The sequence below is a fragment of the Streptomyces sp. NPDC021020 genome, from assembly GCF_044333285.1.
Taxonomy (GTDB): Bacteria; Actinomycetota; Actinomycetes; order Streptomycetales; family Streptomycetaceae; genus Actinacidiphila.
Genome location: NZ_JBIRQQ010000008.1, coordinates 329610 through 351047, shown reverse-complemented (window position 1 = coordinate 351047; position 21438 = coordinate 329610). Strand labels below are relative to the sequence as shown.

At 73.3% G+C, this 21438-nt stretch carries 24 protein-coding genes, 7 tRNA genes and 1 pseudogene; 12 read left to right on the top strand and 20 right to left on the bottom strand.

Annotation, left to right across the window (positions count from 1 at the left end; all coding sequences use genetic code 11):
* Positions 1 to 57: 57 nt before the first annotated feature.
* The gene (locus ACH4SL_RS25330) at positions 58 to 1707 is read left to right on the top strand and encodes a hypothetical protein (protein ID WP_398449349.1); all 1650 of its coding nucleotides are present in this window, start codon (positions 58 to 60) and stop codon (positions 1705 to 1707) included.
* A 15-nt stretch (positions 1708 to 1722) separates the two neighbouring features.
* Here ACH4SL_RS25330 and ACH4SL_RS25325 read toward each other — a convergent pair whose 3' ends face one another.
* Positions 1723 to 2280: an HIT family protein gene (locus tag ACH4SL_RS25325; protein WP_398449344.1), complete on the bottom strand. Its 558-nt coding sequence runs from the start codon at positions 2278 to 2280 to the stop codon at positions 1723 to 1725.
* Between the two features lie 66 nt (positions 2281 to 2346).
* Here ACH4SL_RS25325 and ACH4SL_RS25320 point away from each other — a divergent pair, with 66 nt between their 5' ends.
* On the top strand, positions 2347 to 3006 hold the full coding sequence (locus ACH4SL_RS25320; protein ID WP_398449342.1) for a potassium channel family protein: 660 nt from the start codon (positions 2347 to 2349) through the stop codon (positions 3004 to 3006).
* A gap of 21 nt (positions 3007 to 3027) precedes the next feature.
* Here the strand turns inward: ACH4SL_RS25320 and thrS are convergent, their stop codons facing one another.
* The 5 genes from thrS to ACH4SL_RS25295 form a co-directional block, all read right to left on the bottom strand.
* Positions 3028 to 5010, bottom strand: a complete 1983-nt coding sequence (gene thrS, locus ACH4SL_RS25315) for a threonine--tRNA ligase (RefSeq protein WP_398449340.1) — start codon at positions 5008 to 5010, stop codon at positions 3028 to 3030.
* Positions 5011 to 5127: 117 nt separating this feature from the next.
* Positions 5128 to 5373, bottom strand: a complete 246-nt coding sequence (locus ACH4SL_RS25310; protein WP_398449338.1) for a hypothetical protein — start codon at positions 5371 to 5373, stop codon at positions 5128 to 5130.
* Positions 5357 to 5656, bottom strand: coding sequence for a DUF6400 family protein (locus ACH4SL_RS25305; protein WP_398449336.1), 300 nt, complete (start codon positions 5654 to 5656; stop codon positions 5357 to 5359). Before ACH4SL_RS25305 ends, ACH4SL_RS25310 begins: the two co-directional genes overlap by 17 nt.
* 69 nt (positions 5657 to 5725) lie before the next feature.
* Positions 5726 to 6976 (bottom strand): PP2C family protein-serine/threonine phosphatase, encoded by a 1251-nt coding sequence (locus ACH4SL_RS25300; protein WP_398449334.1) that lies wholly within the window; start codon positions 6974 to 6976, stop codon positions 5726 to 5728.
* Entirely contained in the window at positions 6973 to 8604 is a 1632-nt protein-coding gene (locus ACH4SL_RS25295) for an ATP-binding protein (protein ID WP_398449332.1), read from the bottom strand. Before ACH4SL_RS25295 ends, ACH4SL_RS25300 begins: the two co-directional genes overlap by 4 nt.
* A 210-nt stretch (positions 8605 to 8814) precedes the next feature.
* Between ACH4SL_RS25295 and ACH4SL_RS25290 the strand changes: the two genes are divergently transcribed.
* The gene (locus ACH4SL_RS25290; RefSeq protein ID WP_398449330.1) at positions 8815 to 9255 is read left to right on the top strand and encodes a response regulator; all 441 of its coding nucleotides are present in this window, start codon (positions 8815 to 8817) and stop codon (positions 9253 to 9255) included.
* Positions 9256 to 9274: 19 nt separating this feature from the next.
* Here the strand turns inward: ACH4SL_RS25290 and ACH4SL_RS25285 are convergent.
* Positions 9275 to 9493 (bottom strand): annotated as a pseudogene (locus ACH4SL_RS25285) (transposase family protein); the annotation flags it as partial.
* A gap of 144 nt (positions 9494 to 9637) precedes the next feature.
* Between ACH4SL_RS25285 and ACH4SL_RS25280 the strand changes: the two are divergent.
* A complete protein-coding gene (locus ACH4SL_RS25280; protein ID WP_398449328.1) occupies positions 9638 to 10045 on the top strand; it encodes a hypothetical protein in 408 nt (135 codons plus the stop codon).
* Positions 10046 to 10103: 58 nt separating this feature from the next.
* On the opposite strand, the gene ACH4SL_RS25275 is transcribed toward ACH4SL_RS25280, so the two are convergent.
* The 5 genes from ACH4SL_RS25275 to ACH4SL_RS25255 form a co-directional block, all read right to left on the bottom strand.
* Positions 10104 to 10793: an HAD family hydrolase gene (locus tag ACH4SL_RS25275; protein WP_398449326.1), complete on the bottom strand. Its 690-nt coding sequence runs from the start codon at positions 10791 to 10793 to the stop codon at positions 10104 to 10106.
* Between the two features lie 203 nt (positions 10794 to 10996).
* Positions 10997 to 11071: transfer RNA gene (locus ACH4SL_RS25270), tRNA-Val, on the bottom strand.
* A gap of 38 nt (positions 11072 to 11109) precedes the next feature.
* Positions 11110 to 11571 carry an SRPBCC family protein gene (locus tag ACH4SL_RS25265; RefSeq protein ID WP_398449324.1) on the bottom strand — a complete coding sequence of 154 codons (462 nt, stop codon included), beginning with the start codon at positions 11569 to 11571 and terminating at the stop codon, positions 11110 to 11112.
* Between the two features lie 90 nt (positions 11572 to 11661).
* Positions 11662 to 11733: transfer RNA gene (locus ACH4SL_RS25260), tRNA-Val, on the bottom strand.
* Between the two features lie 52 nt (positions 11734 to 11785).
* Positions 11786 to 12199, bottom strand: a complete 414-nt coding sequence (locus tag ACH4SL_RS25255; protein WP_398449322.1) for a TIGR02611 family protein — start codon at positions 12197 to 12199, stop codon at positions 11786 to 11788.
* Between the two features lie 191 nt (positions 12200 to 12390).
* Between ACH4SL_RS25255 and ACH4SL_RS25250 the strand changes: the two genes are divergently transcribed.
* Positions 12391 to 12804, top strand: coding sequence for an SsgA family sporulation/cell division regulator (locus ACH4SL_RS25250; RefSeq protein WP_003959770.1), 414 nt, complete (start codon positions 12391 to 12393; stop codon positions 12802 to 12804).
* A gap of 200 nt (positions 12805 to 13004) precedes the next feature.
* Positions 13005 to 13580 (top strand): CGNR zinc finger domain-containing protein, encoded by a 576-nt coding sequence (locus ACH4SL_RS25245; RefSeq protein WP_398449320.1) that lies wholly within the window; start codon positions 13005 to 13007, stop codon positions 13578 to 13580.
* A 16-nt stretch (positions 13581 to 13596) separates the two neighbouring features.
* Here the strand turns inward: ACH4SL_RS25245 and ACH4SL_RS25240 are convergent, their stop codons facing one another.
* Positions 13597 to 13875, bottom strand: a complete 279-nt coding sequence (locus ACH4SL_RS25240) for a hypothetical protein (protein WP_398449318.1) — start codon at positions 13873 to 13875, stop codon at positions 13597 to 13599.
* 426 nt (positions 13876 to 14301) lie between these two features.
* Complete coding sequence (locus ACH4SL_RS25235) at positions 14302 to 14751, bottom strand: hypothetical protein (RefSeq protein ID WP_398449316.1); 450 nt, start codon at positions 14749 to 14751, stop codon at positions 14302 to 14304.
* A 124-nt stretch (positions 14752 to 14875) separates the two neighbouring features.
* Between ACH4SL_RS25235 and ACH4SL_RS25230 the strand changes: the two genes are divergently transcribed.
* A complete protein-coding gene (locus ACH4SL_RS25230; RefSeq protein ID WP_398449314.1) occupies positions 14876 to 15394 on the top strand; it encodes a DsbA family protein in 519 nt (172 codons plus the stop codon).
* A gap of 156 nt (positions 15395 to 15550) precedes the next feature.
* Here ACH4SL_RS25230 and ACH4SL_RS25225 read toward each other — a convergent pair whose 3' ends face one another.
* From ACH4SL_RS25225 to ACH4SL_RS25215, 3 genes are all read right to left on the bottom strand, one after another.
* A complete protein-coding gene (locus ACH4SL_RS25225) occupies positions 15551 to 16249 on the bottom strand; it encodes a GNAT family N-acetyltransferase (protein ID WP_398449311.1) in 699 nt (232 codons plus the stop codon).
* A gap of 148 nt (positions 16250 to 16397) precedes the next feature.
* The gene (locus tag ACH4SL_RS25220; protein WP_398449309.1) at positions 16398 to 17219 is read right to left on the bottom strand and encodes an aminotransferase class IV; all 822 of its coding nucleotides are present in this window, start codon (positions 17217 to 17219) and stop codon (positions 16398 to 16400) included.
* Positions 17216 to 18388, bottom strand: a complete 1173-nt coding sequence (locus tag ACH4SL_RS25215) for a chorismate-binding protein (protein WP_398449307.1) — start codon at positions 18386 to 18388, stop codon at positions 17216 to 17218. Before ACH4SL_RS25215 ends, ACH4SL_RS25220 begins: the two co-directional genes overlap by 4 nt.
* 291 nt (positions 18389 to 18679) lie before the next feature.
* Here ACH4SL_RS25215 and ACH4SL_RS25210 point away from each other — a divergent pair.
* The 5 genes from ACH4SL_RS25210 (at position 18680) to ACH4SL_RS25190 (ending at position 19150) form a co-directional block, all read left to right on the top strand.
* A tRNA-Gly gene (locus ACH4SL_RS25210) sits at positions 18680 to 18752 on the top strand.
* Positions 18753 to 18788: 36 nt separating this feature from the next.
* Positions 18789 to 18862, top strand: a tRNA-Cys gene (locus ACH4SL_RS25205).
* A 1-nt stretch (position 18863) separates the two neighbouring features.
* A tRNA-Val gene (locus ACH4SL_RS25200) sits at positions 18864 to 18935 on the top strand.
* A 34-nt stretch (positions 18936 to 18969) separates the two neighbouring features.
* A tRNA-Val gene (locus ACH4SL_RS25195) sits at positions 18970 to 19041 on the top strand.
* 34 nt (positions 19042 to 19075) lie between these two features.
* A tRNA-Val gene (locus ACH4SL_RS25190) sits at positions 19076 to 19150 on the top strand.
* A 60-nt stretch (positions 19151 to 19210) separates the two neighbouring features.
* On the opposite strand, the gene ACH4SL_RS25185 is transcribed toward ACH4SL_RS25190, so the two are convergent.
* From ACH4SL_RS25185 to ACH4SL_RS25175, 3 genes are all read right to left on the bottom strand, one after another.
* Entirely contained in the window at positions 19211 to 19522 is a 312-nt protein-coding gene (locus ACH4SL_RS25185; protein WP_398449305.1) for a zf-TFIIB domain-containing protein, read from the bottom strand.
* A gap of 34 nt (positions 19523 to 19556) precedes the next feature.
* On the bottom strand, positions 19557 to 20612 hold the full coding sequence (locus tag ACH4SL_RS25180; protein ID WP_398449642.1) for a phosphotransferase family protein: 1056 nt from the start codon (positions 20610 to 20612) through the stop codon (positions 19557 to 19559).
* A 414-nt stretch (positions 20613 to 21026) separates the two neighbouring features.
* Positions 21027 to 21209, bottom strand: a complete 183-nt coding sequence (locus ACH4SL_RS25175; RefSeq protein WP_398449303.1) for a hypothetical protein — start codon at positions 21207 to 21209, stop codon at positions 21027 to 21029.
* Between the last annotated feature and the right edge of the window lie 229 nt (positions 21210 to 21438).

Below are 21438 nucleotides of genomic sequence, written 5' to 3'. Positions count from 1 at the left end.
GGGGAATGGGCCGGTCGGAGCCGGGTGGTGCGGCGGCGTGGCGGACTGGGGGCATCGGTGACGAACGGATTCGACTTCAGCCCCGGGGCGCAGGTCCCGCTCACGGGCACCGACGGCGAGACCGGCGCGACGCAGGCGCTCGCCTCGGCGGCGTACCGTGACTCCAAGATGGAGGCGCTGGTCGAGATCAACGACGCCACCAAGGTCAAGGCACCGCGCCTGTCGCTCTTCGAGCCCAACCTCGGCGAGGCCTGGTCGCGCGCCGTGCAGACGCGGATGCTCGGCGGCGCGCGGGGCGAGCTCGTGCAGTCCTTCGGCGTCGAGCCGCAGACCGTCGTCGAGCACTGCCTGGCCGCCAACCGTATCCGGCAGGAACGCGACACCCGGCTGACCGTCGTGATGGGCGTGGCCGGTGTGCTCTTCCTGCCCGGCGTGCTGCTGTGGCTCGGCGCCTTCCAGCTGCGCAAGTCGCTCGGCAACGCGAAGGCGGGCGGCAAGAAGTACGGCGTGCTCGGCGGCGCGGTGCTCTTCGTCGCGGTCGCGCTCGCCGTGCTGCTGGCGCTCAAGCCGCCCTTCTCCGGCTTCTGGCACCAGTATTTCCGGGTCATGATGATCGCCCCGGTCATCGGCTGGTTCTATGCCAAGCGGATCTGCGAGCGCACCGCGAAGGACCTGCGCGACCGCTGGGACGGCCTGGTCAAGGGCAGCGGCGTCGGCGCGAAGATCCCCGAGGCGGTGCCCCGCAACCCCAACCAGACCAAGGCCGAGACGCTGCGGCAGTCCCTCGCGAAGCTCTCCGCCGAGCAGCGCAGCAACGTCGTCTTCTACGCCGGCCCCAAGGGGATACTCGGCATGGGCAGCCGCTGGGGCAGCTGGCACATGGCCGAGGAGCTGGTGCCCGCCGAGGGCGTCACGGACATCAACCCCTTCCGCAGCTGGGACGTGATCCGCGCGATCCACGACCGGCTGCGGATGCTGGAGCGCACCCCGCTGCACACCGGCGGCTTCAGCAAGCCGTCGATACGGCACTGGATCGTCGTCCCGACCGGCGAGGGCACCTCGAAGATCGCCCGGCCGACCGGCGCGGAGGTCGACGCCTTCACCGTCAAGGACTTCGAGGTCCAGCGGATCTGCAACACCCAGCAGTTCGGCAAGGGCAACCGCCACTACCTGGGCATCCAGTTCACGCTGTGGGACGGCAACCTCGTCATCACCCTCATGACGACGGTGACCGTGCTCGCGCACACCCTGCGGGTCGACGTCACCGCGCACGCGCTCGGCCCGGTCAACGGGCTGTTCACGTCCGGCCCGGCCGCCAGGACCAAGACGGTCAGCAAGTCGGTCAAGTTCTGGGAGACCAGGACCGTCAACCTGCCGCTCATCGACTCGACCGAGGTCGTCCGGCTCGCCGCCCGCGCCCCGCTGACCTGGTTCCCGCCGATCCTGGACCACCTCGGCGGCACCCTCACGCTGCCCGAGCCGTTCGGGCTGCGCCACACCTGGGTCGACAAGCCGTGGGGCCACCGCTTCATGGCCGACGACGCGCTGCGCACCGCCACCCCCGTGCTGCGCGCGGTGCACGCCGCCGCGATCCAGGTCATGGCCGAGAACGGCGTGGACACCACGCACTTCAGCAGCCGCTCGTCCTCCCTCAGCGGCGCGGTGCAGAGCGCCGAACCCAAGAAGGCCGACGCCTACGACGCATGACGCTGCGCTGGGCCCTCAGCGGGGCCAGGCGTCCGCGATGAGTTTGCGGGTGTCGGCCAGGAGCTGCGGCAGCACCTTCGTGTGGCCCACGACGGGCATGAAGTTCACGTCGCCGCCCCACCGCGGCACCACGTGCTGGTGCAGGTGGGCGGCGATGCCCGCGCCGGCCACGGCGCCCTGGTTCATGCCGATGTTGAAGCCGTGCGCGCCCGAGGCGCCGCGCAGCGCCGCCATCGCCCGCTTCGTCAGGTCCGCCAGCTCCAGCGTCTCGGCGGCGTCCAGTTCGGTGTAGTCGGCGACGTGCCGGTAGGGCACCACCATCAGGTGACCGCTGTTGTACGGGTAGAGGTTGAGCACCGCGTACACGTGCTCGCCGCGGTTGACGACCAGCCCGTCCTCGTCCGACTCGGCCGGGATCGCACAGAACGGACATCCGTCGCCGGCGCCGGGGCCGGTGGGCTTGTTCTCCCCCTGGATGTACGCCATGCGGTGCGGGGTCCACAGCCGCTGGAACGCGTCCGGTACCCCCGCCCCGTGCCTGTGCTCCGGCTCACTCGTCATGCGGCTCAGCATAGGACTTCCCCGGCGCGGCGCGTGTCGCCGGGCCCCGCCCCGGGCCCGTAGCGCGATCCTGGCCCGATGGAGCACCACGACCGGCTGGAACGCTGGCAGAACCGCAGCGAGACCCCGCTGTTCGTGCTGTCGACGCTCTACCTCGCCGCCTACGCCGTGCACGTGCTGGCCACCGGTCTGCCGCGGGCCGCGCACATCGCACTGCTCGCGGTGATCGGCGCGACCTGGGCCGGCTTCCTGGTCGACTACGTGGTGCGCCTGCGGCTCAGCGGGGCGCGCTTCGGCCCGCGCTATGTCGCCCACCACCTGCTGGACACCGTCGTCCTGCTGCTGCCGCTGCTGCGCCCGCTGCGGGCGGTGGAGGTCTACCAGGTGATCCAGCGCCGCAACGAGCAGCCGCGGCTGAGCCTGTACGGCCGGGTCATCGCGTACGCGGGCATCGCGACGCTGCTCATGGGCTTCGCGGGCGCGCTCGCCGTCTACCAGCAGGAGCGCGGCGCACCGGGCGCGACGATCCGCACCTTCGGGGACGCGGTGTGGTGGGTGTGCGAGACGCTCACGACGGTCGGCTACGGCGACGTCACGCCGGTCACGGTGGGCGGCCGGGTCATCGCGGCCTTCCTGATGGCGCTGGGCCTGGCCCTGCTGGGCGCGGTGACCGGCTCGTTCTCCTCGTGGCTCTTCCAGGTCTTCGCCCGCGAGGGCGAGCTGCCCCCGGACCGCTGAGCGGGCCGGGGGCAGCGGCGGTCACACCTGGACGCGGCGCTCCACCACGTCGACGAGCTTGGCCAGCGCCTGGTCGCGCGGGATGCCGTTCTCCTGCGTGCCGTCGCGGTAGCGGAAGGACACCGTGCCGTTCGTCATGTCCTCGTCGCCGACGATGATCATGAACGGTACGCGCTGCTTCTGCCACGTCCGGATCTTCTTCTGCATCCGGTCCGAGGACGCGTCGACCTCGACCCGCAGCCCCTTGCGCTTCGCCTCGCCCGCGAACTCCTGCAGGTACGGCACGTGCGCGTCGCCGACCGGGATGCCGACCGCCTGGACGGGCGCGAGCCACGCCGGGAAGGCGCCCGCGTAGTGCTCCAGCAGCACCGCGAAGAAGCGCTCGATCGACCCGAAGAGCGCCCGGTGGATCATGACCGGCCGCTGCCGGGAGCCGTCCGGCGCGGTGTACTGGAGGTCGAAGCGCTCGGGCAGGTTGAAGTCCAGCTGCACGGTGGACATCTGCCAGCTGCGGCCGATCGCGTCCTTCGTCTGGACGGAGATCTTCGGCCCGTAGAAGGCGGCGCCGCCCGGGTCGGGTACGAGCGGCAGGCCCTGCTTCTCGGCGACCTGGCGCAGCGTCTCGGTGGCCTCCTCCCACACCTCGTCGGAGCCGACGTACTTCTCCGGGTCCTTGGTGGACAGCTCCAGGTAGAAGTCGGTGAGGCCGTAGTCGCGCAGCAGGTTGAGGACGAAGGTGAGGGTCTTGTCCAGCTCCTCGGCCATCTGCTCCTTGGTGCAGTAGATGTGCGCGTCGTCCTGCGTGAAGCCGCGGGCCCGGGTCAGGCCGTGCACGACGCCCGACTTCTCGTAGCGGTAGACCGTGCCGAACTCGAACAGCCGCAGCGGCAGTTCGCGGTAGGACCGGCCGCGCGCGTCGAAGATCAGGTTGTGCATCGGGCAGTTCATGGGCTTGAGGTAGTAGTCCGTGCCCTCGTCCAGCTGCATGGGCGGGTACATGCCGTCGGCGTACCAGTCCAGGTGGCCCGACGTCTCGAACAGCGTGCCCTTGGTGGCGTGCGGGGTGTAGACGAACTCGTAGCCCTCCTCCTCGTGCCGGCGGCGCGAGTAGTCCTCCATGACCCGGCGGACGATGCCGCCCTTGGGGTGGAAGACCGCGAGGCCCGAGCCGATCTGCTCGGGGATGGAGAAGAGGTCCAGCTCGCTGCCGAGCTTGCGGTGGTCGCGCTTGGCGGCCTCCTCCAGGAATTCCAGGTACGCCTTCAGCTCGTCCTTGGTCGGCCAGGCGGTGCCGTAGATGCGCTGGAGCATCGGATTGCGCTCGCTGCCGCGCCAGTACGCCGCCGCGTTGCGCATCAGCTTGAAGGCCGGGATGAGGCGGGTGCTCGGCAGGTGCGGGCCGCGGCACAGGTCCTTCCAGCACAGCTCGCCGGTCTTGGCGTCGAGGTTGTCGTAGATGGTCAGCTCGCCGCCGCCCACCTCGACGTCCGCGCCGTCCTCGCTGCCGGCCGAGGAGCCCTTGAGGCCGATCAGCTCCAGCTTGTACGGCTCGGCGGCCAGCTCCGCGCGGGCCTCGTCCTCGGTGACGACACGGCGGGAGAAGCGCTGGCCGCGCTTCTGGATCTCCTGCATCTTCCGCTCGACGGCCTTGAGGTCGTCGGGCTGGAAGGGCTTGTCGACGTCGAAGTCGTAGTAGAAGCCGTCCTTGATGGGCGGGCCGATGCCGAGCTTGGCCTCGGGGAAGAGCTCCTGCACGGCCTGGGCCATGACGTGCGCGGTCGAATGCCGCAGGATGTTCAGCCCGTCGTCGCTGGTGATGTCGACCGGCTCGACGGTCTCGCCGTCGGCGAGGACGTACGTCAGGTCGCGCAGCTCGCCGCCGACCCTGGCCGCCACGACGGACCGCTCGCCCTCGAAGAGCCCGGCGGCCGTCGTGCCCGTCGTGACCGTCCGCTCTTCCGGTTCGGCGGAATCGCGTCTGATGATCACACGGAGGTCTGACACCGGTCTGCTCCTGACTGAGGTCTACGGACCGCGGCGATGGTCGCCGCACCGCTGAATCGTACCGAGCCGGGAGGTCCGCCCGCGCAGGCCGTCCACAGGTGCCCGCGAGGCCGCCCGTCAGCGGCCCGGAGCGCCGCCGCCGGGGCCCGCCGCGCCCGGCCGGGTGTTCAGGGACCACACGTGCGTGCAGCGCGGGCACTGGAGGTGGACGACGGGGCCGCGGTTGGACAGCAGGTAGCGCCAGTGCTCGCCGCAGGAGCGGCGGTCGGCGCAGGTCGCGCAGTCGCGCGCGTCGTCGCAGCCCGGGCACGGCAGCCAGGCCCGCCGCGCGGGGTCGGCCTGCGGGTCAATGGGCAGCCGCACGGCCCGGCCCCTCCCCCGGCCCTCCGTCCGCCCCGCCGGGCAGGACCCCGGCCGCGACCAGCTCGTCGTGGATGCGCTGCTGCTCGGCGTCCAGCCCGGAGTACAGCAGCGCGTACGCCTCGGCCTCGCCGCGCAGCACCTCGACCGGGTCCCAGTCCGGGCCCAGCGCGGCGACGACCTCGGCGCGCCGCCGGACCTCGTCGCGGGTCAGGTCGAGGCTGAAGGGTATGAGGCCGGGACGGTCGTCCGGATTGCGGGGATCGCGGGCATCGGCGGCGTTCATGGCGTGACTTCCGATCTGGGGGGACCCTTCCATCCTTACCAGCCGTTCCGCCCCGAGGGAAGGGTCCCCTTACCCGCCGTGACCGACCTCATGCCCGCTCCGCCGCGCCCGGGGCCCCGGCAGCCGGCCGGTGGCGGTCCAGGTCAGCAGCAGGACGGCGACGTCGTCGAGGTGCCGCCCGCCGTCCAGGGCGCGGGTGGCGGCCGTGAGGTGGTCCAGCAGGGCCTGACCGTACGGGTCGGGTGCGGCGGCGATGACGGTGATGAGGCCCTCGGTGCCGAGCCTGGCCGGGCCGCTGCCCGCGTGGCCCTCGGTGAGCCCGTCGGTGTACAGCAGCAGGGACCCGGCCGGGGGCAGCACGACCCGTGAGGTGTGCCAGTCCTCGGTGCCGGGCAGGAAACCGAGCGCGATTCCGGGCCGGGCCGCGATCTGGGTCGCCTGGCCCTTCTCGACCAGCAGCGGTGCCTCGTGCCCGGCGAGCGTGACGTCGGCGTGGCCGCTCGCGGGATCCAGCCGCAGGGTCGCGACGGTGGCGAACATGGCCGGGTCGGTGCGCTCGGCGACCAGGATCCGCTCCAGCAGGGCGAGCAGCCCGGCGTCCCGGTAGCCGCCGAGCACCAGGGTGCGCCACGCGATCCGCAGGCACACCCCCATCGCGGCCTCGTCCGGGCCGTGGCCGCTCACGTCGCCGATGACGGCGTGCACGACACCGTCCGCGGTCTCCACGACGTCGAGGAAGTCCCCGGCCAGCAGGGCGCCCTCGCGTCCTGGCAGGTAGCGGGACGCCGGGACGACCCGCGGTTCGGGCGGCAGCATCGGGACGGGCAGCAGGCCGCGTTCCAGCCGCTGGTTCTCCTGCGCGCGCTGCTGGTTGGCGCGCAGTTGCGCCGCGGTGTGCTCGACCTGCTTGCGGTGCACGGCGTAGCGGATCGCGCGGTCCAGCAGCTCGCCGGTGACCGCGCCCTTGACCAGGTAGTCCTGCGCGCCGGAGGCCACCGCGTCGGCGCCCGCGGTGTCCTCGGCCAGGCCGGTCAGGACGATGACGGCCGCGGCGCCGCAGGCCTCCTGCACCCGGCGCACCGCGCCCACGCCCTGCGCGTCGGGCAGGTGCAGGTCGAGCAGGACGCAGTCGGGCGCCTTCCGGGCGGCGTGCGCGATGCCCTCGTGCAGGTTCTGCACCCACAGGAGGTCGACGTCGAGCGTGGTGTCGGCGAGGTATTCCTCGACGAGCAGCGCGTCGCCCGGGTCGTCCTCGACGAGCAGGACGCGCAGCCGGGTCTGGACCGGCGCGTCCGCCGGCCCGGTTGCCGCAAGGTTCACCGCTGGTTCTCCTGCGCCGCGGCGGCCACCGCGGCGGGGGACGGCCCGGGCAGCGTGAAGGCGATACGCGTTCCGGGGGTGTGGGCGGGGTCGACGGCGATGGTCCCGCCGTGGAATTCGACGATCTTCTTGCACAGGGCCAGGCCGATGCCGTTGCCCGGGTAGGTCTCGCGGGTGTGCAGCCGCTGGAAGATGACGAAGACCTGCTCGGCGAACTCCGGTCCGATGCCGATGCCGTTGTCGGTGACGGCGAAGTGCCACAGGCCGTCGTCGTCGGCGCGGGCGCTGAGCCGGATCCGCGAGGGGCGCTCGGGGCTGCGGAACTTGACGGCGTTGGACAGCAGGTTCTGCAGCAGCATCCCCAGCTGGGTGGCGTCGCCCGTGACGGTGGGCAGCGGGTCGTGGTCCAGCTCGGCGCCGGCCTCCTCGACCGCGACGCTCAGCGCGTCGGCGGTGCGGGTGAAGAGCTGCTCCAGGTCCACCTCGGAGGTCTCGGTGTTCAGCCGCCCGACGCGGGAGAAGGCGAGCAGGTCGTTGATGAGGGTCTGCATGCGGTTGGCGCCGTCGACGGCGAAGCCGATGTACTGCCCGGCCCGGTCGTCGAGCTGGTCGGCGTAGCGGCGCTGGAGCAGCTGGCAGAAGCTGGCGACCTTCCGCAGCGGCTCCTGGAGGTCGTGCGAGGCGACGTAGGCGAACTGCTCCAGCTCGGCGTTGGAACGGCGCAGTTCGGTGGCCTGCTCGTCCAGTTGCAGCCGGTTTTCGTCGGTGCGGGCCAGCTCGCGGACCAGCCGGACGCGCATCGAGTCGACGCCCGCGGCCATCTGCCGCATGTCGGCGGGCCCGGTGGGGGTGACGGGGTGGTCGAATATCCCGTCGGCGACGAGCCGTACGTCGCCGGACAGCCGCTCCAGCGGGCGCGTCACGCCGCGGCGCAGCCCGGCGAACACCGCGGTGGTCAGGGCGAGGATGAGCACGCCGATCGCGCCGAAGAGGATGTCGCGCTCGGTGGTGGCCGAGTGGAGCTGGGCGCGGGAGTCCTCGCGGACGCGCTGGATGGTCTGCTGGAGCAGACCCGAGGCGTCGCGTACGGCGTCGAAGTCGCTCTTGCCCTCGTCGGCGCGCTCGGCGGCCAGCGCGACCGGCGCGCCGGGCGGGGCCGCCGCGACGGGCTCGGCGATACGCCGCTGCCAGAGGGCGGCTCGCTGCTCCAGCACGTCGAGGTCGCGCACGACCTCGGCGCGGTCGCCCATGACCGTACGCAGCCGGGTGGCGAACGTGTGCTGGTCGCTGACGCCGGTGCGGTAGGGGTCGAGGAAGCCGGGCTGGCCGGCCAGACCGTAGCCGCGGATGCCCGTCTCCTGGTCGGTCAGGGCGGTTTCCAGCCGGACGGCGGCGACGAAGGCGGAGTCGGCGGACAGTACGCGGTCGGTCAGCGTCGCGGAGCGGGCCAGCAGCAGGCCGCCGGCGACCCCGAGCAGCAGCAGGACGGCGAAGGAGGAGGCGACGCCGACGGTGAGCCACCGCCGGGTCGTCCAGCGCCCGGCCGCGTGCGGACCGGACTCCGCGGACCGCGGCTGCCGCGGCGCCTCCCGCGGTCCGGTGGACTGCTGCGGTATCTGGATGTCCACCCTGCTCCTCACGACCGGCGTGTGCTGATGCCGCGTGACACGCGAACTGCGGGCCCGGTCGCGGACGGCGCCATCGTACCCGCAAGCGCCGCCGGTGACAGGCCCCCCGCGGCCGTCCCGGGGAGGCTCGATTGTCCCTGCCCGCGGTGCTGCATATCCTGCCGGTGACCGTACGGGCGCCCCGCCGTCCACAACGTCAGGAGCACCGCAGTGAACTCCCTCGTCCCGCACCCCGCGTACCGCGTGCTCCTCGTCGAGGACGATCCCGCCGACGCGCTCCTCGTGGAGGAGGCGCTCACCGGCCGGGGGATCGACCGGGCCATCACCCGGGCCGACGACGGCATCGAAGCGCTCGACCATCTCCGCGACCCGGCCAACCCGCGGCCGGACCTGATCGTCCTGGACCTCAACATGCCCCGGATGAACGGCCGCGAACTGCTCGGCGTCCTCAAGGAGGACGGCGAGCTGCGCAGCATTCCCGTCGTGGTGCTCACCACCTCCGCGACCCCCGCCGACGTGAGCGCCGCCTACGAGCGGCACGCCAACGCGTACGTCACCAAGCCGGTCAACCTCGACGACTTCCTGGAGTCGGTCCGCAGCATCGACCAGTTCTTCCTGGAGACGGCGACCGTCCAGCACCGCGAGGACTGACCGCCCCGGCTCCCGGGAACGACGAGCGGAAGACCTGCCAGGACTTCCGCCGTGCCATGCCGCGTTCGACGAGTGCGCGGGCTGCGGACAGGGCCCGGTTCCTGGTCCGCTCGGTGGGGGTGAGTTCGCCGCCTGGCGGTCGGCGCTCCGATGACCGCGGTGAGGCAGGCATGGGCGGTGCCCATGGATATCCCGAGGCTCCGGCGATATGAGCGAGGGTGTTGAGACGTCGAACACCTCCCTCAACGGGCCGTACCCCGTCGTCCCGTTCGCCTGGGTCGAGGCATCGGTCCGGCCCCCGGCCGCCTCCGCTACGTTGACGGTCAGAATCGGGCTCGTCGACGCGTTGGTGGCTGGGTGACTCGTCTCCTCGACGTGCTCGATGGAGACATCAGTGTCCTACCGCTCCCTGCTGCGTGTGGCAGGCGTCGGCTTCTTCCCCCTGGGGTTCATCGCCCGCCTGCCGTACGCGACCTCAGCTCTTGCCACCCTCATCCCGTTCCAGGCGGCGACCTACAGCTACGCCCTCGCCGGACTCGCCTGCGCGGCCCAGAGCATCGCCGTCGCCGTCGGCGGCACGCTGGTCGGGGTCCTTGCCGACCGGTACGGCCACCAGCCCGTCGGAGTAGCCGCCGGGATCGCCGATTTCGGCGCCTGGGCCGCCCTGCTGGCCGCGAGCCATGGCACCCTCAGGACTCGTGTACGCCGAGTTCGGGACCGGCAGCGCTCTGGCCGGCGCCGCCTGCGCCTGACCGACGGCCCCCTCGGGACAGCCGCAGGGCAAGATTGAGCTCAACCGACCCCGCCACCCACGAGTGCCCGCACTGCCGGCGGCAGCCACTGCCGTGTCAGAGGAGTTGCAGCACCTCGGCGAGCGCGCCCGGACGCCGGTCCACGGGCAGGGGGTCGACCAGGTGGACCTGGCACCCCAACGCGGCAGCGCCGGTGTCCGCAATGGGCTCGTCGCCCACCATGAGTGCGTCTCCGGGCGCCACTCCGAGCTTGTCGCACGCCATCTGGAAGATCCGGGGGTCGGGCTTCTTCACCCCGCATTCGAAGGAGAGGAAGTAAGCGTCCACGAGGGTATCGACACCGTGGTCACGGAAAACAGGGCGCATGTCCCAGCCGATGTTGCTGACGACAGCGACCGGGATGTCTCGCTCGCGCAGAGCGCGGAGGGTCGCCCGGGTGTCGGGGTAGGGCTGCCATGCCCCGGACACCTGAGAACGTTCGTACAGAGCCTCGGCCAGGTCAGCCGCCGGCAGGCCCGCCTCCCGTGCCATGGCCGTGAATGCCGCCCGGTGTCGTTCGGCGGTCAGATCGCGCTCCCGCCACAGTCCCTCCAAACGGGGCGGAATTCGGCGGGGCGGCACTCCGCCGGGCTGGGCCCCGAACTCCTCCAGCGCAACGACGCATGCGTCGAGTTCGCCCTCAGGAACAGCCAGACCAGCGTCCGCCACGACCACACGCAGCCATTCCGCGGCCGATTCGATACGGAAGAGGGTCCCGGAGAAGTCGAACATCACGCCCTTGATCATGCCGTCGATCCTGCCTGCGCCGACAGGACGACCGCAACCGTGCGGGCGGCGGCTCCGGTGCCGCACGACGTCGCTTCCGGCGCTCTCGCCCAGTGACGCGCTCAACTGTCCGACGGTGCCGGGGACAGGCGCTTCCGGGCACCGAACAGGGGCCGTCCTGGCGGACGGCCCCTGGAAGGTAACGACTTCTCGTTGTCTCACTATGGTGGGCGATACTGGGATCGAACCAGTGACCCCTTCGGTGTGAACGAAGTGCTCTCCCGCTGAGCTAATCGCCCGGGACATCGAGAACCTTACAGGTGAACGCGCCGCGCGTTCAAACGACATGACCGGGGGCGGCGGCCAGGTGGGCGCGCAGGCCGCGCAGGCCCGCGTACATCATCAGCGCGTGGTTGGCGACGAAGAACGGGCGGCCGGGGGCGGCGAGTCGGCGCATCAGGGGTTTGCGGACGACGACCTCCTGCTCGAAGAGCAGCCGGGTGCCGGGGCCGTCCGGGGTGGCCGTCCAGCGGACCCAGCCCTCCAGATCGCCCTCCATCGCGGCTTCCAGGACCCGGTGGTGCGGGTCCTGGCGGGTGGAGCGGGCGGTGACGACGAGGTCGTACGGGAGCAGCGAGCGGAAGCGCAGCAGGCCGGTGGTCCCGCCGGTCTGCCGGACCTCGCGGATCTGCGGCCACCACTGCGGGTAGGCGTCCGGGCGTTCCAGGACGCGGTAGACGGCGTCGGGGTCCGCGGCCAGCCGCCAGATGCTGCGGAATCGGTAGTGACTCCAGTCCATGGGGCCAGTGTGCGCGCGGGACGAGGCCGCGGGGGCGGAAACGCCGAGGGTCCCGGAGCCTGTGACGGCTCCGGGACCCTCGGTCCGGGGTGGGCGATACTGGGATCGAACCAGTGACCCCTTCGGTGTGAACGAAGTGCTCTCCCGCTGAGCTAATCGCCCCGGCGTGCGGACTACTTTACCGCACCCGTGCGGGCCTCCCGACCAGCCGGCCTCACACCGCCTTCCAGGGCATCGTGAAGCCGAAGGCCAGCACGTACCAGACCGCCAGGCCCGCGAGCACGAGCACGACCGCCGTGGTGATCAGCAGGTTGCGCCTGCGCACCCGGGGGTCGGCGGCGGCCCTGGCGAAGTCGGTGACCTTGCGGCGCGTCCAGCGCAGCACCTTCTGCGCCCAGACGAACTCGGTCCCCCAGATCGCCATGCCGCCGAAGATGATCAGCCAGCCGGGCCCGGGGAGCGGCAGCAGCACGATGCCGCCGCCGATCACCGCCAGGCCGACGACGAAGATCCCCACCCGCCACACTCCGTGCAGCAGCCGTGACCGCTTGACGAACGCCGGGGCACGCGAACCGAGCCGCGAACCGTTGGCCACAGCTTCATCGATCTGGTCACTCTCCGCGATCACATATGCCAACGTACCGGACGTCGGGGCATTAGCCGAAACGGCCCTTCCACCCTTCTCGCCACTAGTCCGGACGAGCTACCAGAAGCCTCACAAACCCCTCAGAGGGGTTTACAACGTCCCCGCAGGTGGCATGTCGATTTCGCCGACGTGCGAATCCCCGAGCGCACACTGAGCGAAAGGCCCTGGCGCTTATGAACACCACGGTCAGCTGCGAGCTGCACCTGCGCCTCGTTGTGTCGAGCGAATCCTCACTGCCCGTCCCCGCGGGCTTGCGGTACGACACGGCCGATCCGTATGCCGTGCACGCCACCTTCCACACCGGAGCCGAAGAGACGGTCGAGTGGGTCTTCGCCCGCGACCTGCTCGCCGAGGGGCTGCACCGCCCTACCGGCACCGGCGACGTCAGAGTCTGGCCGTCCCGCAGCCACGGTCAGGGCGTCGTGTGCATCGCCCTCAGCTCCCCGGAGGGCGAAGCCCTGCTCGAAGCCCCCGCACGGGCCCTGGAGTCCTTCCTGAAGCGGACGGACGCCGCGGTCCCGCCGGGCACCGAGCACCGCCATTTCGACCTCGACACCGAGCTCTCCCACATCCTCGCGGAGAGCTAGCCGCGGTCACCGACCGTCCGCGGCCGGTCCTACTCGGGGGGACCGCCCGGACACCCAAGGCGGCGCAGGCCCGCGCCGGCCGCCTGACACCGCAGGAACGAGAGCCGCCGCGGTGGGGCCGACACGCCTCACAGCGGCGGCTCTCGCACGCTAGAGTCACCGGAACGCAGCCGAACGACGACGCCGGCAGGGAGCGTTTCGTGCTGATCAACCATGACACCAGGTGCGCACTCGACAGCGCGGTGGATCTGCTCAACACCGCGCCCGCGAGCGAGGGCCGCGAGCGGCTCGCCGACCTCTCCGACCTGCGGGCCTTCGTCGAGCGGCGGGACATCAGCGAGGTCGGCCGGCTCGACGGGCAGGACCTCACCGCGGTCCGGGAGGTCCGCGCCCGCTTCGCCGAGGTCTTCGCCGCCGCGGACAACGCGGCCGCCGCGGGCCTGCTCAACACGCTCATCGCCGCCGCGAGCACCACCCCGCGGCTCACCGACCACGACGGCTACGACTGGCACGTGCACTACTTCGCGCCGGGCGCCTCCCTCGCCGACCACCTCGCGGCCGACTGCGGCATGGCGCTGGCCTTCCTGATCGTCGCCGGCGAGCGGGAGCGGCTGCGCCGTTGCGACGCCCCCGACTGCCGCCGCGCGTTCGTCGACCTCTCCCGCAACCGCTCCCGCCGCTACTGCGACAGCCGTACGTGCGGCAACCGGCTGCACGTCGCCGCGTACCGCGCCCGCCGGCGCGAGGCGGGCGACCCGGCGGAAGCGACCGTCTGAGGCCCGGGAGCGGCCCTCAGAGGAAGATCAGGTCGTACGCCGCGCCCACGCCCAGCAGCCCGCCGACCACCAGCAGGAACAGCATCAGCGGCGGCTGCGACAGCGCGTACAGGCACCCTCGCGCCTCCGCCGCGGGCCCGTCCTCGGCGAGCCCGTCCGCCATGGGCTCCGTACCCCCGGGACACGGAGCGGTCCCGGTGCGCGGAGCGGGGAGGGGGACGACGTCGGAGGCAGCCGGCCCGGCACGGTCCGGCAGCCGCTCTGCGGCGACCCGGTCGCCGGTGGTGGACAGCACACGATGATCTTCGCCTAGCCCGCGGGGTGCCACGGACCGGCCGGCGCACTCCGCCGCGATCTTCAGCACTCCGGGGGGAGGCGTTCGCAGCGCGGTCGAACGGACCGCGCTGGGCGCCTCGGGGCGGGGCCCCGGCCTCGGGGCCTGCACCGGCGGTGGAGCGCCCGGGCGCGGTCGGCCCCGGCCCCGGAGGACCCGCGAGCCCGGCCCGGGGCCGCGTCCCGGGGCGGCATACGCGACCCCGGATCGTGTGGGCCCGTCCTGCGGCGGCCGACAGGCTGCTCAGATAACCGCGGCGCGGAACGGCTTACGCGGCATGGGCCCCTTCTAGGGCGGCTGACGGGCCGCTCGGATAACCGCGGCGCGGAACAGCCTGCGCGGCCCCGGGCCGCGCGTGGGCACCTCCTGGGGCGGCTGACGGGCCGGTCAGATGCCGCGGCGCTTGAGGATTTCCTCGACGTCGGCGAATTCAGACAGGGCGCTGTCGGAGCCGCGCGACCGGCGGGCGGGGGTCGCCGCCGGGCGGGTCGCGGCGATCGCCGGGGCCTCCGCGCCGCCGCGCACGGCTGCCGGGGCGCCGCCCTCCGGGAGGCGGGCGGAGATCAGCCGCGTCACCCCGTAGAGCAGCGCGGCGACCGCGAGCACGCCGAAGCCCAGCCACACCGTCGGCTTGAAGACCAGGTCGGCGCCCCAGTGCGCGGTGGCGGTGCCGACCTTGCGGCCCAGCGTCACCAGCCCGGCCATGGCCAGTCCGACCGGCAGCAGCGACACCGCGGCGATCCTCGTCGCCGCGAGGAAGCGGCGCCGGTAGGCGGTCATCATCGCGATGCCCAGACCGCCCGCGGACAGGGCGGCACATAGCGTCGTGGTCAGCATTCTGCGGCTCCCGTCGGTCGGTGCCTCCCCATCGTGCCTCGCCCCGGGCGCGGAGGGCCACGGTCGGCACGGATGTTCAGGGGGATCTCCGGGGCGCCTCCTCCGCGAGTGGGAGACTGGCCGCATGGAACGACCCCTCCCCGCCACCCCCGTCGTGCTCGACGTCTGGTGCGAACTCCAGTGCCCCGACTGCCGCACCGCGCTCGGCGACATCGCCGCCCTCCGCGAGCGGTACGGCGCCGCGCTCGACATCCAGCTGCGGCACTTCCCGCTGCCCAAGCACAAGCACGCGCAGGCCGCCGCGCAGGCGTACGAGGAGGCCCTCGCGCAGGGCCGCGGCTGGGAGTACGCGGCCGCCGTCCTCGCCCGCGCGGAGGAGCTGGGCACGGTGGGCGAGCCGCTCCTGGTCGAGGTCGCCCGCGACCTCGGGCTCGACGCGGAGGAGGTCGACACCGCGCTCATCGACGGCCGGCACATGCTCGTCGTCGACGCGGACGAGGCGGAGGGGCGTGCGATCGGGGTGACCGGCACGCCCACGTATGTCATCGCCGGCGAGCGCCTCGACGGCGGCGCGTCCCAGGAGGGCCTGCGCGCCCGCATCGAGTCCCTGGCGGACGCGCTTCTCTCGCGGGGCGAGGCGTAGGTCGGCGGCTTCCCCGCCGCGGGGGTTTCCCGCGCCTGACGGCGCGGGGTGTTCCCGCCCGCACCACCCGTGCAGGTCAGATGTCGTCCGACGGTTCTCCTGTGGGGCGCAACCACCGTCGGCGGCGAACCCGCCGTACGACACCGGCCCCCACCGCTACAGCGGCTTCCAGAAGTTGTGGGTGCGCACCTCGTAGCCGAGGGACGCGCAGACGTGGAGCCCGGCGGCTTCCTCGGGGGCGATGTTCAGGGCGATCTCGCCCACCCCCGCGGAGCGGCACGCGGATTCGGCGGCCAGCAGCAGCGCTCGGCCGAGGCCGAGACCGTGGTGGGACGCCAGTAGCTCCACGGCGAGTACCCATGCCGGCTCCGGCACCGTGCGGAGCCAGAGGCGGCCCACGGTGCCGCCGTCGGTGTCGAGGGCGAACAGGCGGCTGCCGGGAAGCACGGCGGGATCCGCGTCCGGCTCGTAGAGGCGGAAGCCCTTCGGCACCGGCACCTCCTCGCCCGCGCCGCTCAGGCGCTTGCCGAGCACGCGATCGGCCTCGGTGTAGCCGAGCGCCCGAGCGATCCGCAGCCCGTGCACCGCCGCCGGCGGAATCGCGGCGGTCACGCGGGTGCAGCCCCACTGCCGCAGCACCTCTTCCGCCGCGAGCGCGGCGACCGTGCCGCGCCCGCGCCGCCGGTCGGGCTCGTCGACGGACAGCGCCTCGATGCGTCCCGAGCCGCCCGGCGCCTCCGCGGCGAGCCGGAGGGCGCCGACGGGGCGGCCGTTGACGCAGACCGTGAAGTCGCGGGAGCGCCCGCCGCCGCTTCCGGCGCGCTCGGCCCCGGCCGGCCTGAGGGTCGTCGTCATGCGTCCCACTCCCCCTTCGCCCGCCCCGCAGCGGCGTCCGGCCGCGTCCGGCGGGGTGCGGCCCGAGTGTACGGCGGGCGCTACGGCCAGGTGCTTGGAAGGCACTTGGCCATCCCGCCGGCTTCGGCAGCGGAGCCGCGGCGCCGCCCTACGGATTCGGGTGCGCCGCGGCCCGCTCGGCGAAGACCTCCATCGCCTTCGCCGTCACCGGGCCCGGCGCCGCAGGCAACTCGCGGGCGTCGACGCGGGTGACGGGCTGGATGTCGCGGAGCGAGGAGGTGACGAAGACCTCCTCCGCCTCGCCCAGGGCCTCGTACGGGAGGTCCTCCTCCAGGGCGCCGCACCACTCGACGACGAGTTCGCGGGTGATGCCCGCGAGGCAGCCGGAGGAGAGCGGCGGGGTGAGGAGGCGGCCGTCGAGGACGACGAAGACGTTGGAGCCGGTGCCCTCGCAGAGCCGCCCCGTGGTGTTGGCGAAGATCGCCTCGGTGGCGCCCTGTTCACGGGCGCGCGCGAGGGCGACGACGTTCTCGCCGTACGAGGTGGTCTTCAGGCCGGTGAGGGCGCCGCGCTCGTTGCGCGTCCAGGGCACGGTGACGACCGCGCCGGAGGCGGGGTGCGCGGGCGCCGGGCTCGCCGCGACCACGAGGGTGGCGGCGGAGTCGCCGCGGTCGGAGCCGAGCGGGGAGATGCCGCCGGTGTAGGTGATCCGCAGCCGCGCGTGCGGCAGCGGGTTCGCGGCGAGGACCGCCTCGCAGGCGCGGGCGACCTCGGCGGTGTCCGGCTCGGGCAGGCCGAGGCCGAGCGCGGAGCGGGTCAGCCGCCGCAGGTGCCGGTCGAGCGCGAAGGCCTGCCCGCCGGTGGCCTTGAGCGTCTCGAAGACGCCGTCGCCGACCGTCAGGCCGTGGTCGAGCACCGACACGGTCGCGTCCGCGGTGTCCCGCAGCCCGCCGTCCACCCAGATCCTCACCGCTGTGACCTCCCACTGGCGCTGACGCCGCTGCCGTTCCTGTCGCCGGTACCGTCCCCGGCGCCGATCCCGCCCGGGGGCCCCGGACGCTCCGGACCCGCTGTTCCCGACGCTACCGCCAGCAGCCGCCGGGCCTTCAGCTCGGTCTCCTCCCACTCGCCCGCGGCGTCCGATCCCCAGGTGATGCCCGCGCCGGTGCCGAAGCGCAGTTCGGGGCGGTCGGCGGCGTCGCGGTCGATCCAGAAGGTGCGGATGCCGACCGCGAGCGCGGCGGTGCGGCGGTCGGCGTCGACCCAGCCGACCGCGCCGCAGTACGGGCCGCGCAGCGCCGTCTCCAGCTCGCCGATGATCCGCAGGGCGCTGGTTTTGGGCGCGCCGGTGACGGAGCCGGGCGGGAAGGCGGCCGCGAGCAGTTCGGGCCAGCCGGTGCCGGGGCGCAGTTCGCCGCGCACGGTCGAGACGAGGTGCGCGAGCCCCGGGTGCGGTTCGACGGCGCACAGCGCGGGGACGGTGACCGAGCCGGTTTCGCAGATCCGGCCGAGGTCGTTGCGGACCAGGTCGACGATCATCACGTTCTCCGCGCGGTCCTTGGGCAGGAAGTCGTCCGCGGTGGTCGCGGTGCCCTTGATCGGACCGGATTCGACGGTCGTGCCGCTGCGGCGCAGGAAGAGCTCGGGCGAGGCGGTGGCGACCTCGACGCCGTGGCTCGGCAGCCGGACGGTCGCCGCGTACGGGGCGGGGTTGCCCAGTTCCAGGACGGCCGCGAGCGCGTCGACGTCCGGTGCGCCGCCGCCGGGGCCGGGTGGCAGCGGGGCGTGCAGGACGCGGCAGAGGTTGACCTGGTAGACGTCGCCGGCGGCGATACGGGCGCGGACGGTGTGCACGCCGGACTCGTAGGCGGCGCGGTCCATGGAGGACGTCCAGGCGGCCGGGTCGGGGCCGCGCCACCGGGCCGCCCGGGCGGCGGTCGCGGCGCCGGTGCCGGGGCCGGTGCCGGAGCGCGGGGTGCGGTGGACGTCGGCGAAGCGGGCGCAGACGGTGCGGCCCTCGAAGTCCGCGACGACGGCCCAGAAGCCCGTGGAGTCCAGGGCGGCCGGATCCGCGGTGACGTCACGCAGTCCGGTGGCGACGAGCCCGTGGAAACGGGCCAGCGGGACGAGATCGCGCACGGTGCTTCCCCGGGAGGCTGGAGCGGTCGGAACCCGAGTCTAGGGTGGGCGGACCGGCCGGCGCGGGAGGGGGCCGGGCGGGCCGCGCGGGGTGGCGCGCACCGCACGCACGCAGGGCTTTCACCCCGCTCGCACACGGCCCCCGGAGGGTGCGTACGGGCCCGTGCCGCGGCGCCGGCGGCGCCAACTCGCCGTCATTGGCCCGGCACGCTGCGGAAACCGGTTTTTGAGCTGGCCCCGGAATCCGCTAGAGTTCAACGCGTCGCCCCGGAGTTGTTGCGGAGCAGACCTGCGGACGTGGCTCAGTTGGTAGAGCATCACCTTGCCAAGGTGAGGGTCGCGAGTTCGAATCTCGTCGTCCGCTCGATGTGGGGGATCCTCCCGGGGACCCTCCGCTGCTGGTGGAGTGGCCGAGAGGCGAGGCAACGGCCTGCAAAGCCGTCTACACGGGTTCAAATCCCGTCTCCACCTCCAAGGACGATTAGCTCAGCGGGAGAGCGCTTCCCTGACACGGAAGAGGTCACTGGTTCAATCCCAGTATCGTCCACGGGGCCCTGCCGGGCCCTGAGCAGTACCTTCCCGCGCGATTAGCTCAGCGGGAGAGCGCTTCCCTGACACGGAAGAGGTCACTGGTTCAATCCCAGTATCGCGCACGCAGTACGGCGTCCTGCGGGCGCCTGCCATCCCGGACGATTAGCTCAGCGGGAGAGCGCTTCCCTGACACGGAAGAGGTCACTGGTTCAATCCCAGTATCGTCCACCAGCTACGGCCGAGGGCCCGGAGGCATCTGCTTCCGGGCCCTCGGCCGTTCCCTCCTGCCGGTCAGGAGGAGAAGAGCATGTGCGCGAAGCCGCCGTGGCCGTGGTGCTTGTGGCCGTGCCCGTGGCCATGGCCGTGACCGTACTGGGGGGCGCCCCAACCGGGGGCCTGCGGGTAGGCGGGCGGTGGCGGGACGGGAGCGGCGGGGTAGGCCTGCGGCGGCGGGGCGGGCTGGTTCCACTTGCCTTCGAGCTGGGTCAGGGCCTCCAGCTCGCCGTAGTCGAGGAAGATGCCGCGGCAGTTCAGGCACTGCTCGATCTGGACGCCACTGCGGTTGAACGTCTGCATCTGGCCGTGGCACTTGGGACAGACCATCGTCGAATCAACTCCTCGCTTCGAACACGTGAGTTCACTCTAGATGGGCGATGCGGGCGCAGGTGGCCACGAGTTCGGACTCGGCCTCGTCGAGGTCGCGGCCCTCCCGGGCGGCCTTGGCGACGCCGATCGCGGCGGTCTGCACGGCCAGCGCCCGCGCGGGCACGTCCAGTTGGCCCCACGGGTCGCCTTCGGGCGGTACGGCGGGGCCGCCCGCGGAGCGGTAGGCGGCCAGGAAGCGCGCCCACGCGTCCGGTTCCAGCAGGCCGGCCGCGAACCACATCGCGGGGCGGGCCAGATCCCACGCGGCCGGGCCCGTGCCGAGGTCGTCGACGTCGATGAGCTGCCAGGGGCCGTCGGGCGCCGGGTGCCGTACGAGCTGGCCCAGGTGCAGGTCGCCGTGGCAGAGCGCGGCGGGCCCGGGGTGCGGGGCCTCGTCCCTGGCCCACGCGGGAAGGCGCCGCCAGGCCCGCCGTACGGTACGGGCCGCCGCCGAGTCCGCGACGCCGCGCAGCCGGGCCACGGCGAGCGCGGCCTTCGCGGGGCCGCGCATCGGCGGCAGCGGGCCCGGCAGGGCGCCGGGCGGCACGAGGTGCAGCCGGGCGAGCAGCACCGCCGCCTCCGCCCAGGGCGCGGCCGCCGGGTCGTGCCGGTCCACGGGCACGCCGTAGGGCCACGCGCTGACGGGCCGCCCACCCGCGGCAACGGACAGGACGGCGACGGCAGGGGCGGACGGTACGGGAGCGGGCGGCACGTGCGGGGCGGCGACGTACGGCCCAGGCGCGGACTGCGCGGCGTCGGATTGGGCGGCTGCGGGCGGGGCGGGAACGGGCGGGGCGGGAACGGGCGGGGCGGGAACGGGCGGGGCGGGAACGGGAGCCGCGCCGTTCGGGGCGGGCCGCTGCGGCAGCGGGTCCTGCGGCAGCGGGGGCAGCAGGATGCCGCGCAGCGCGGGGTGGGCGGCGACGCCGACGCGGACGGCGAGCGCGGCGACGTCCGTGCCGGGCGCGTGCGCCTTGGCCACGACCGCGCCGACCCGTACCACCGTGCCGTCGGGGCGGTCGGCCAGCACGGTGGTGGCGGCGGGCACGGTGGGCTGGACGGCGGCCGGTCCCGCGGCTGCCCGCCGGACGGCCCGCGGGGTGCGCCGGGCGGCGGCGGCCGCGGTCGCGGCGAGCGCGGTGACGAGGGCGTCGTCCGCGACGGGGGCGGCGGTGCGGCGCGCCGCCTGCCGGTCGATACGGACCGTACCGCCCTGCCGGGCGGGCCCGGACTGCTCCCCCGTGGTCGTCATTGCCCCAGTCAAGCATCCCCCCGTCGCCCCGTCCCGGCGGAGTCGGCCGTCCGGAGTCCCTGCGGGGGGCCCGCCCCGGGCCCGGACAGCGCAATGCCCGGGCATCCGCATGGATGCCCGGGCAAGCGCAGTCGTCCGCCCTACCCCCGTCCCCACGGGGTCCACCGGTGAGTCCCTGACCCGGACCGCTCTTCCAGGTCGGAGCGCCTTTCAGCGCCCCAGCAGGCCGGCCACGGACGACGCCTGTACGACCACTGCGTCCACCCCGCCGAAGAGGTAGGCGAGCAGTGCGGCGAGCGGCAGCACCATGGCCGCCGCGACCAGCGGGTGCCGGGATCCGGTCCGCCGGGTGCCGCGTATGGCGCGTGTGGTGCGCGTCACCGTGTTCGCCATGCCCGCCCCCTTCCGGGGTCCGCCGTGTGGTCGTTCGCTGTGCAGTTGAAGAAGGTGGAGAAGATGAAGGATGTGAAGGAGAGGAACCGGTCCGGCTGACCGGTGCATCAGGGGGCGGCGGGCGCTTGACCTCGGGGGACGAGTGCTCCGCCCGCCGCTTGACCTCCACATTAGGTGCGCCCGGGCCCTTGGTCGTCAGGCCCTGGTACCCCTTCGCAGGCCTCCCGGA

Excerpts from the sequence above, each read along its gene's own strand:
- ACH4SL_RS25250 (WP_003959770.1), top strand. The coding sequence starts at position 12,391 with ATGAACACCACGGTCAGCTGCGAGCTGCACCTGCGCCTCGTTGTGTCG.
- ACH4SL_RS25320 (WP_398449342.1), top strand. The coding sequence starts at position 2,347 with ATGGAGCACCACGACCGGCTGGAACGCTGGCAGAACCGCAGCGAGACC.
- ACH4SL_RS25275 (WP_398449326.1), bottom strand. The coding sequence starts at position 10,793 with ATGATCAAGGGCGTGATGTTCGACTTCTCCGGGACCCTCTTCCGTATC.
- ACH4SL_RS25235 (WP_398449316.1), bottom strand. The coding sequence starts at position 14,751 with ATGCTGACCACGACGCTATGTGCCGCCCTGTCCGCGGGCGGTCTGGGC.
- ACH4SL_RS25265 (WP_398449324.1), bottom strand. The coding sequence starts at position 11,571 with ATGGACTGGAGTCACTACCGATTCCGCAGCATCTGGCGGCTGGCCGCG.
- ACH4SL_RS25325 (WP_398449344.1), bottom strand. The coding sequence starts at position 2,280 with ATGCTGAGCCGCATGACGAGTGAGCCGGAGCACAGGCACGGGGCGGGG.
- ACH4SL_RS25175 (WP_398449303.1), bottom strand. The coding sequence starts at position 21,209 with ATGGCGAACACGGTGACGCGCACCACACGCGCCATACGCGGCACCCGG.
- ACH4SL_RS25230 (WP_398449314.1), top strand. The coding sequence starts at position 14,876 with ATGGAACGACCCCTCCCCGCCACCCCCGTCGTGCTCGACGTCTGGTGC.
- ACH4SL_RS25305 (WP_398449336.1), bottom strand. The coding sequence starts at position 5,656 with ATGAACGCCGCCGATGCCCGCGATCCCCGCAATCCGGACGACCGTCCC.
- ACH4SL_RS25225 (WP_398449311.1), bottom strand. The coding sequence starts at position 16,249 with ATGACGACGACCCTCAGGCCGGCCGGGGCCGAGCGCGCCGGAAGCGGC.
- ACH4SL_RS25280 (WP_398449328.1), top strand. The coding sequence starts at position 9,638 with ATGGAGACATCAGTGTCCTACCGCTCCCTGCTGCGTGTGGCAGGCGTC.
- ACH4SL_RS25185 (WP_398449305.1), bottom strand. The coding sequence starts at position 19,522 with ATGGTCTGTCCCAAGTGCCACGGCCAGATGCAGACGTTCAACCGCAGT.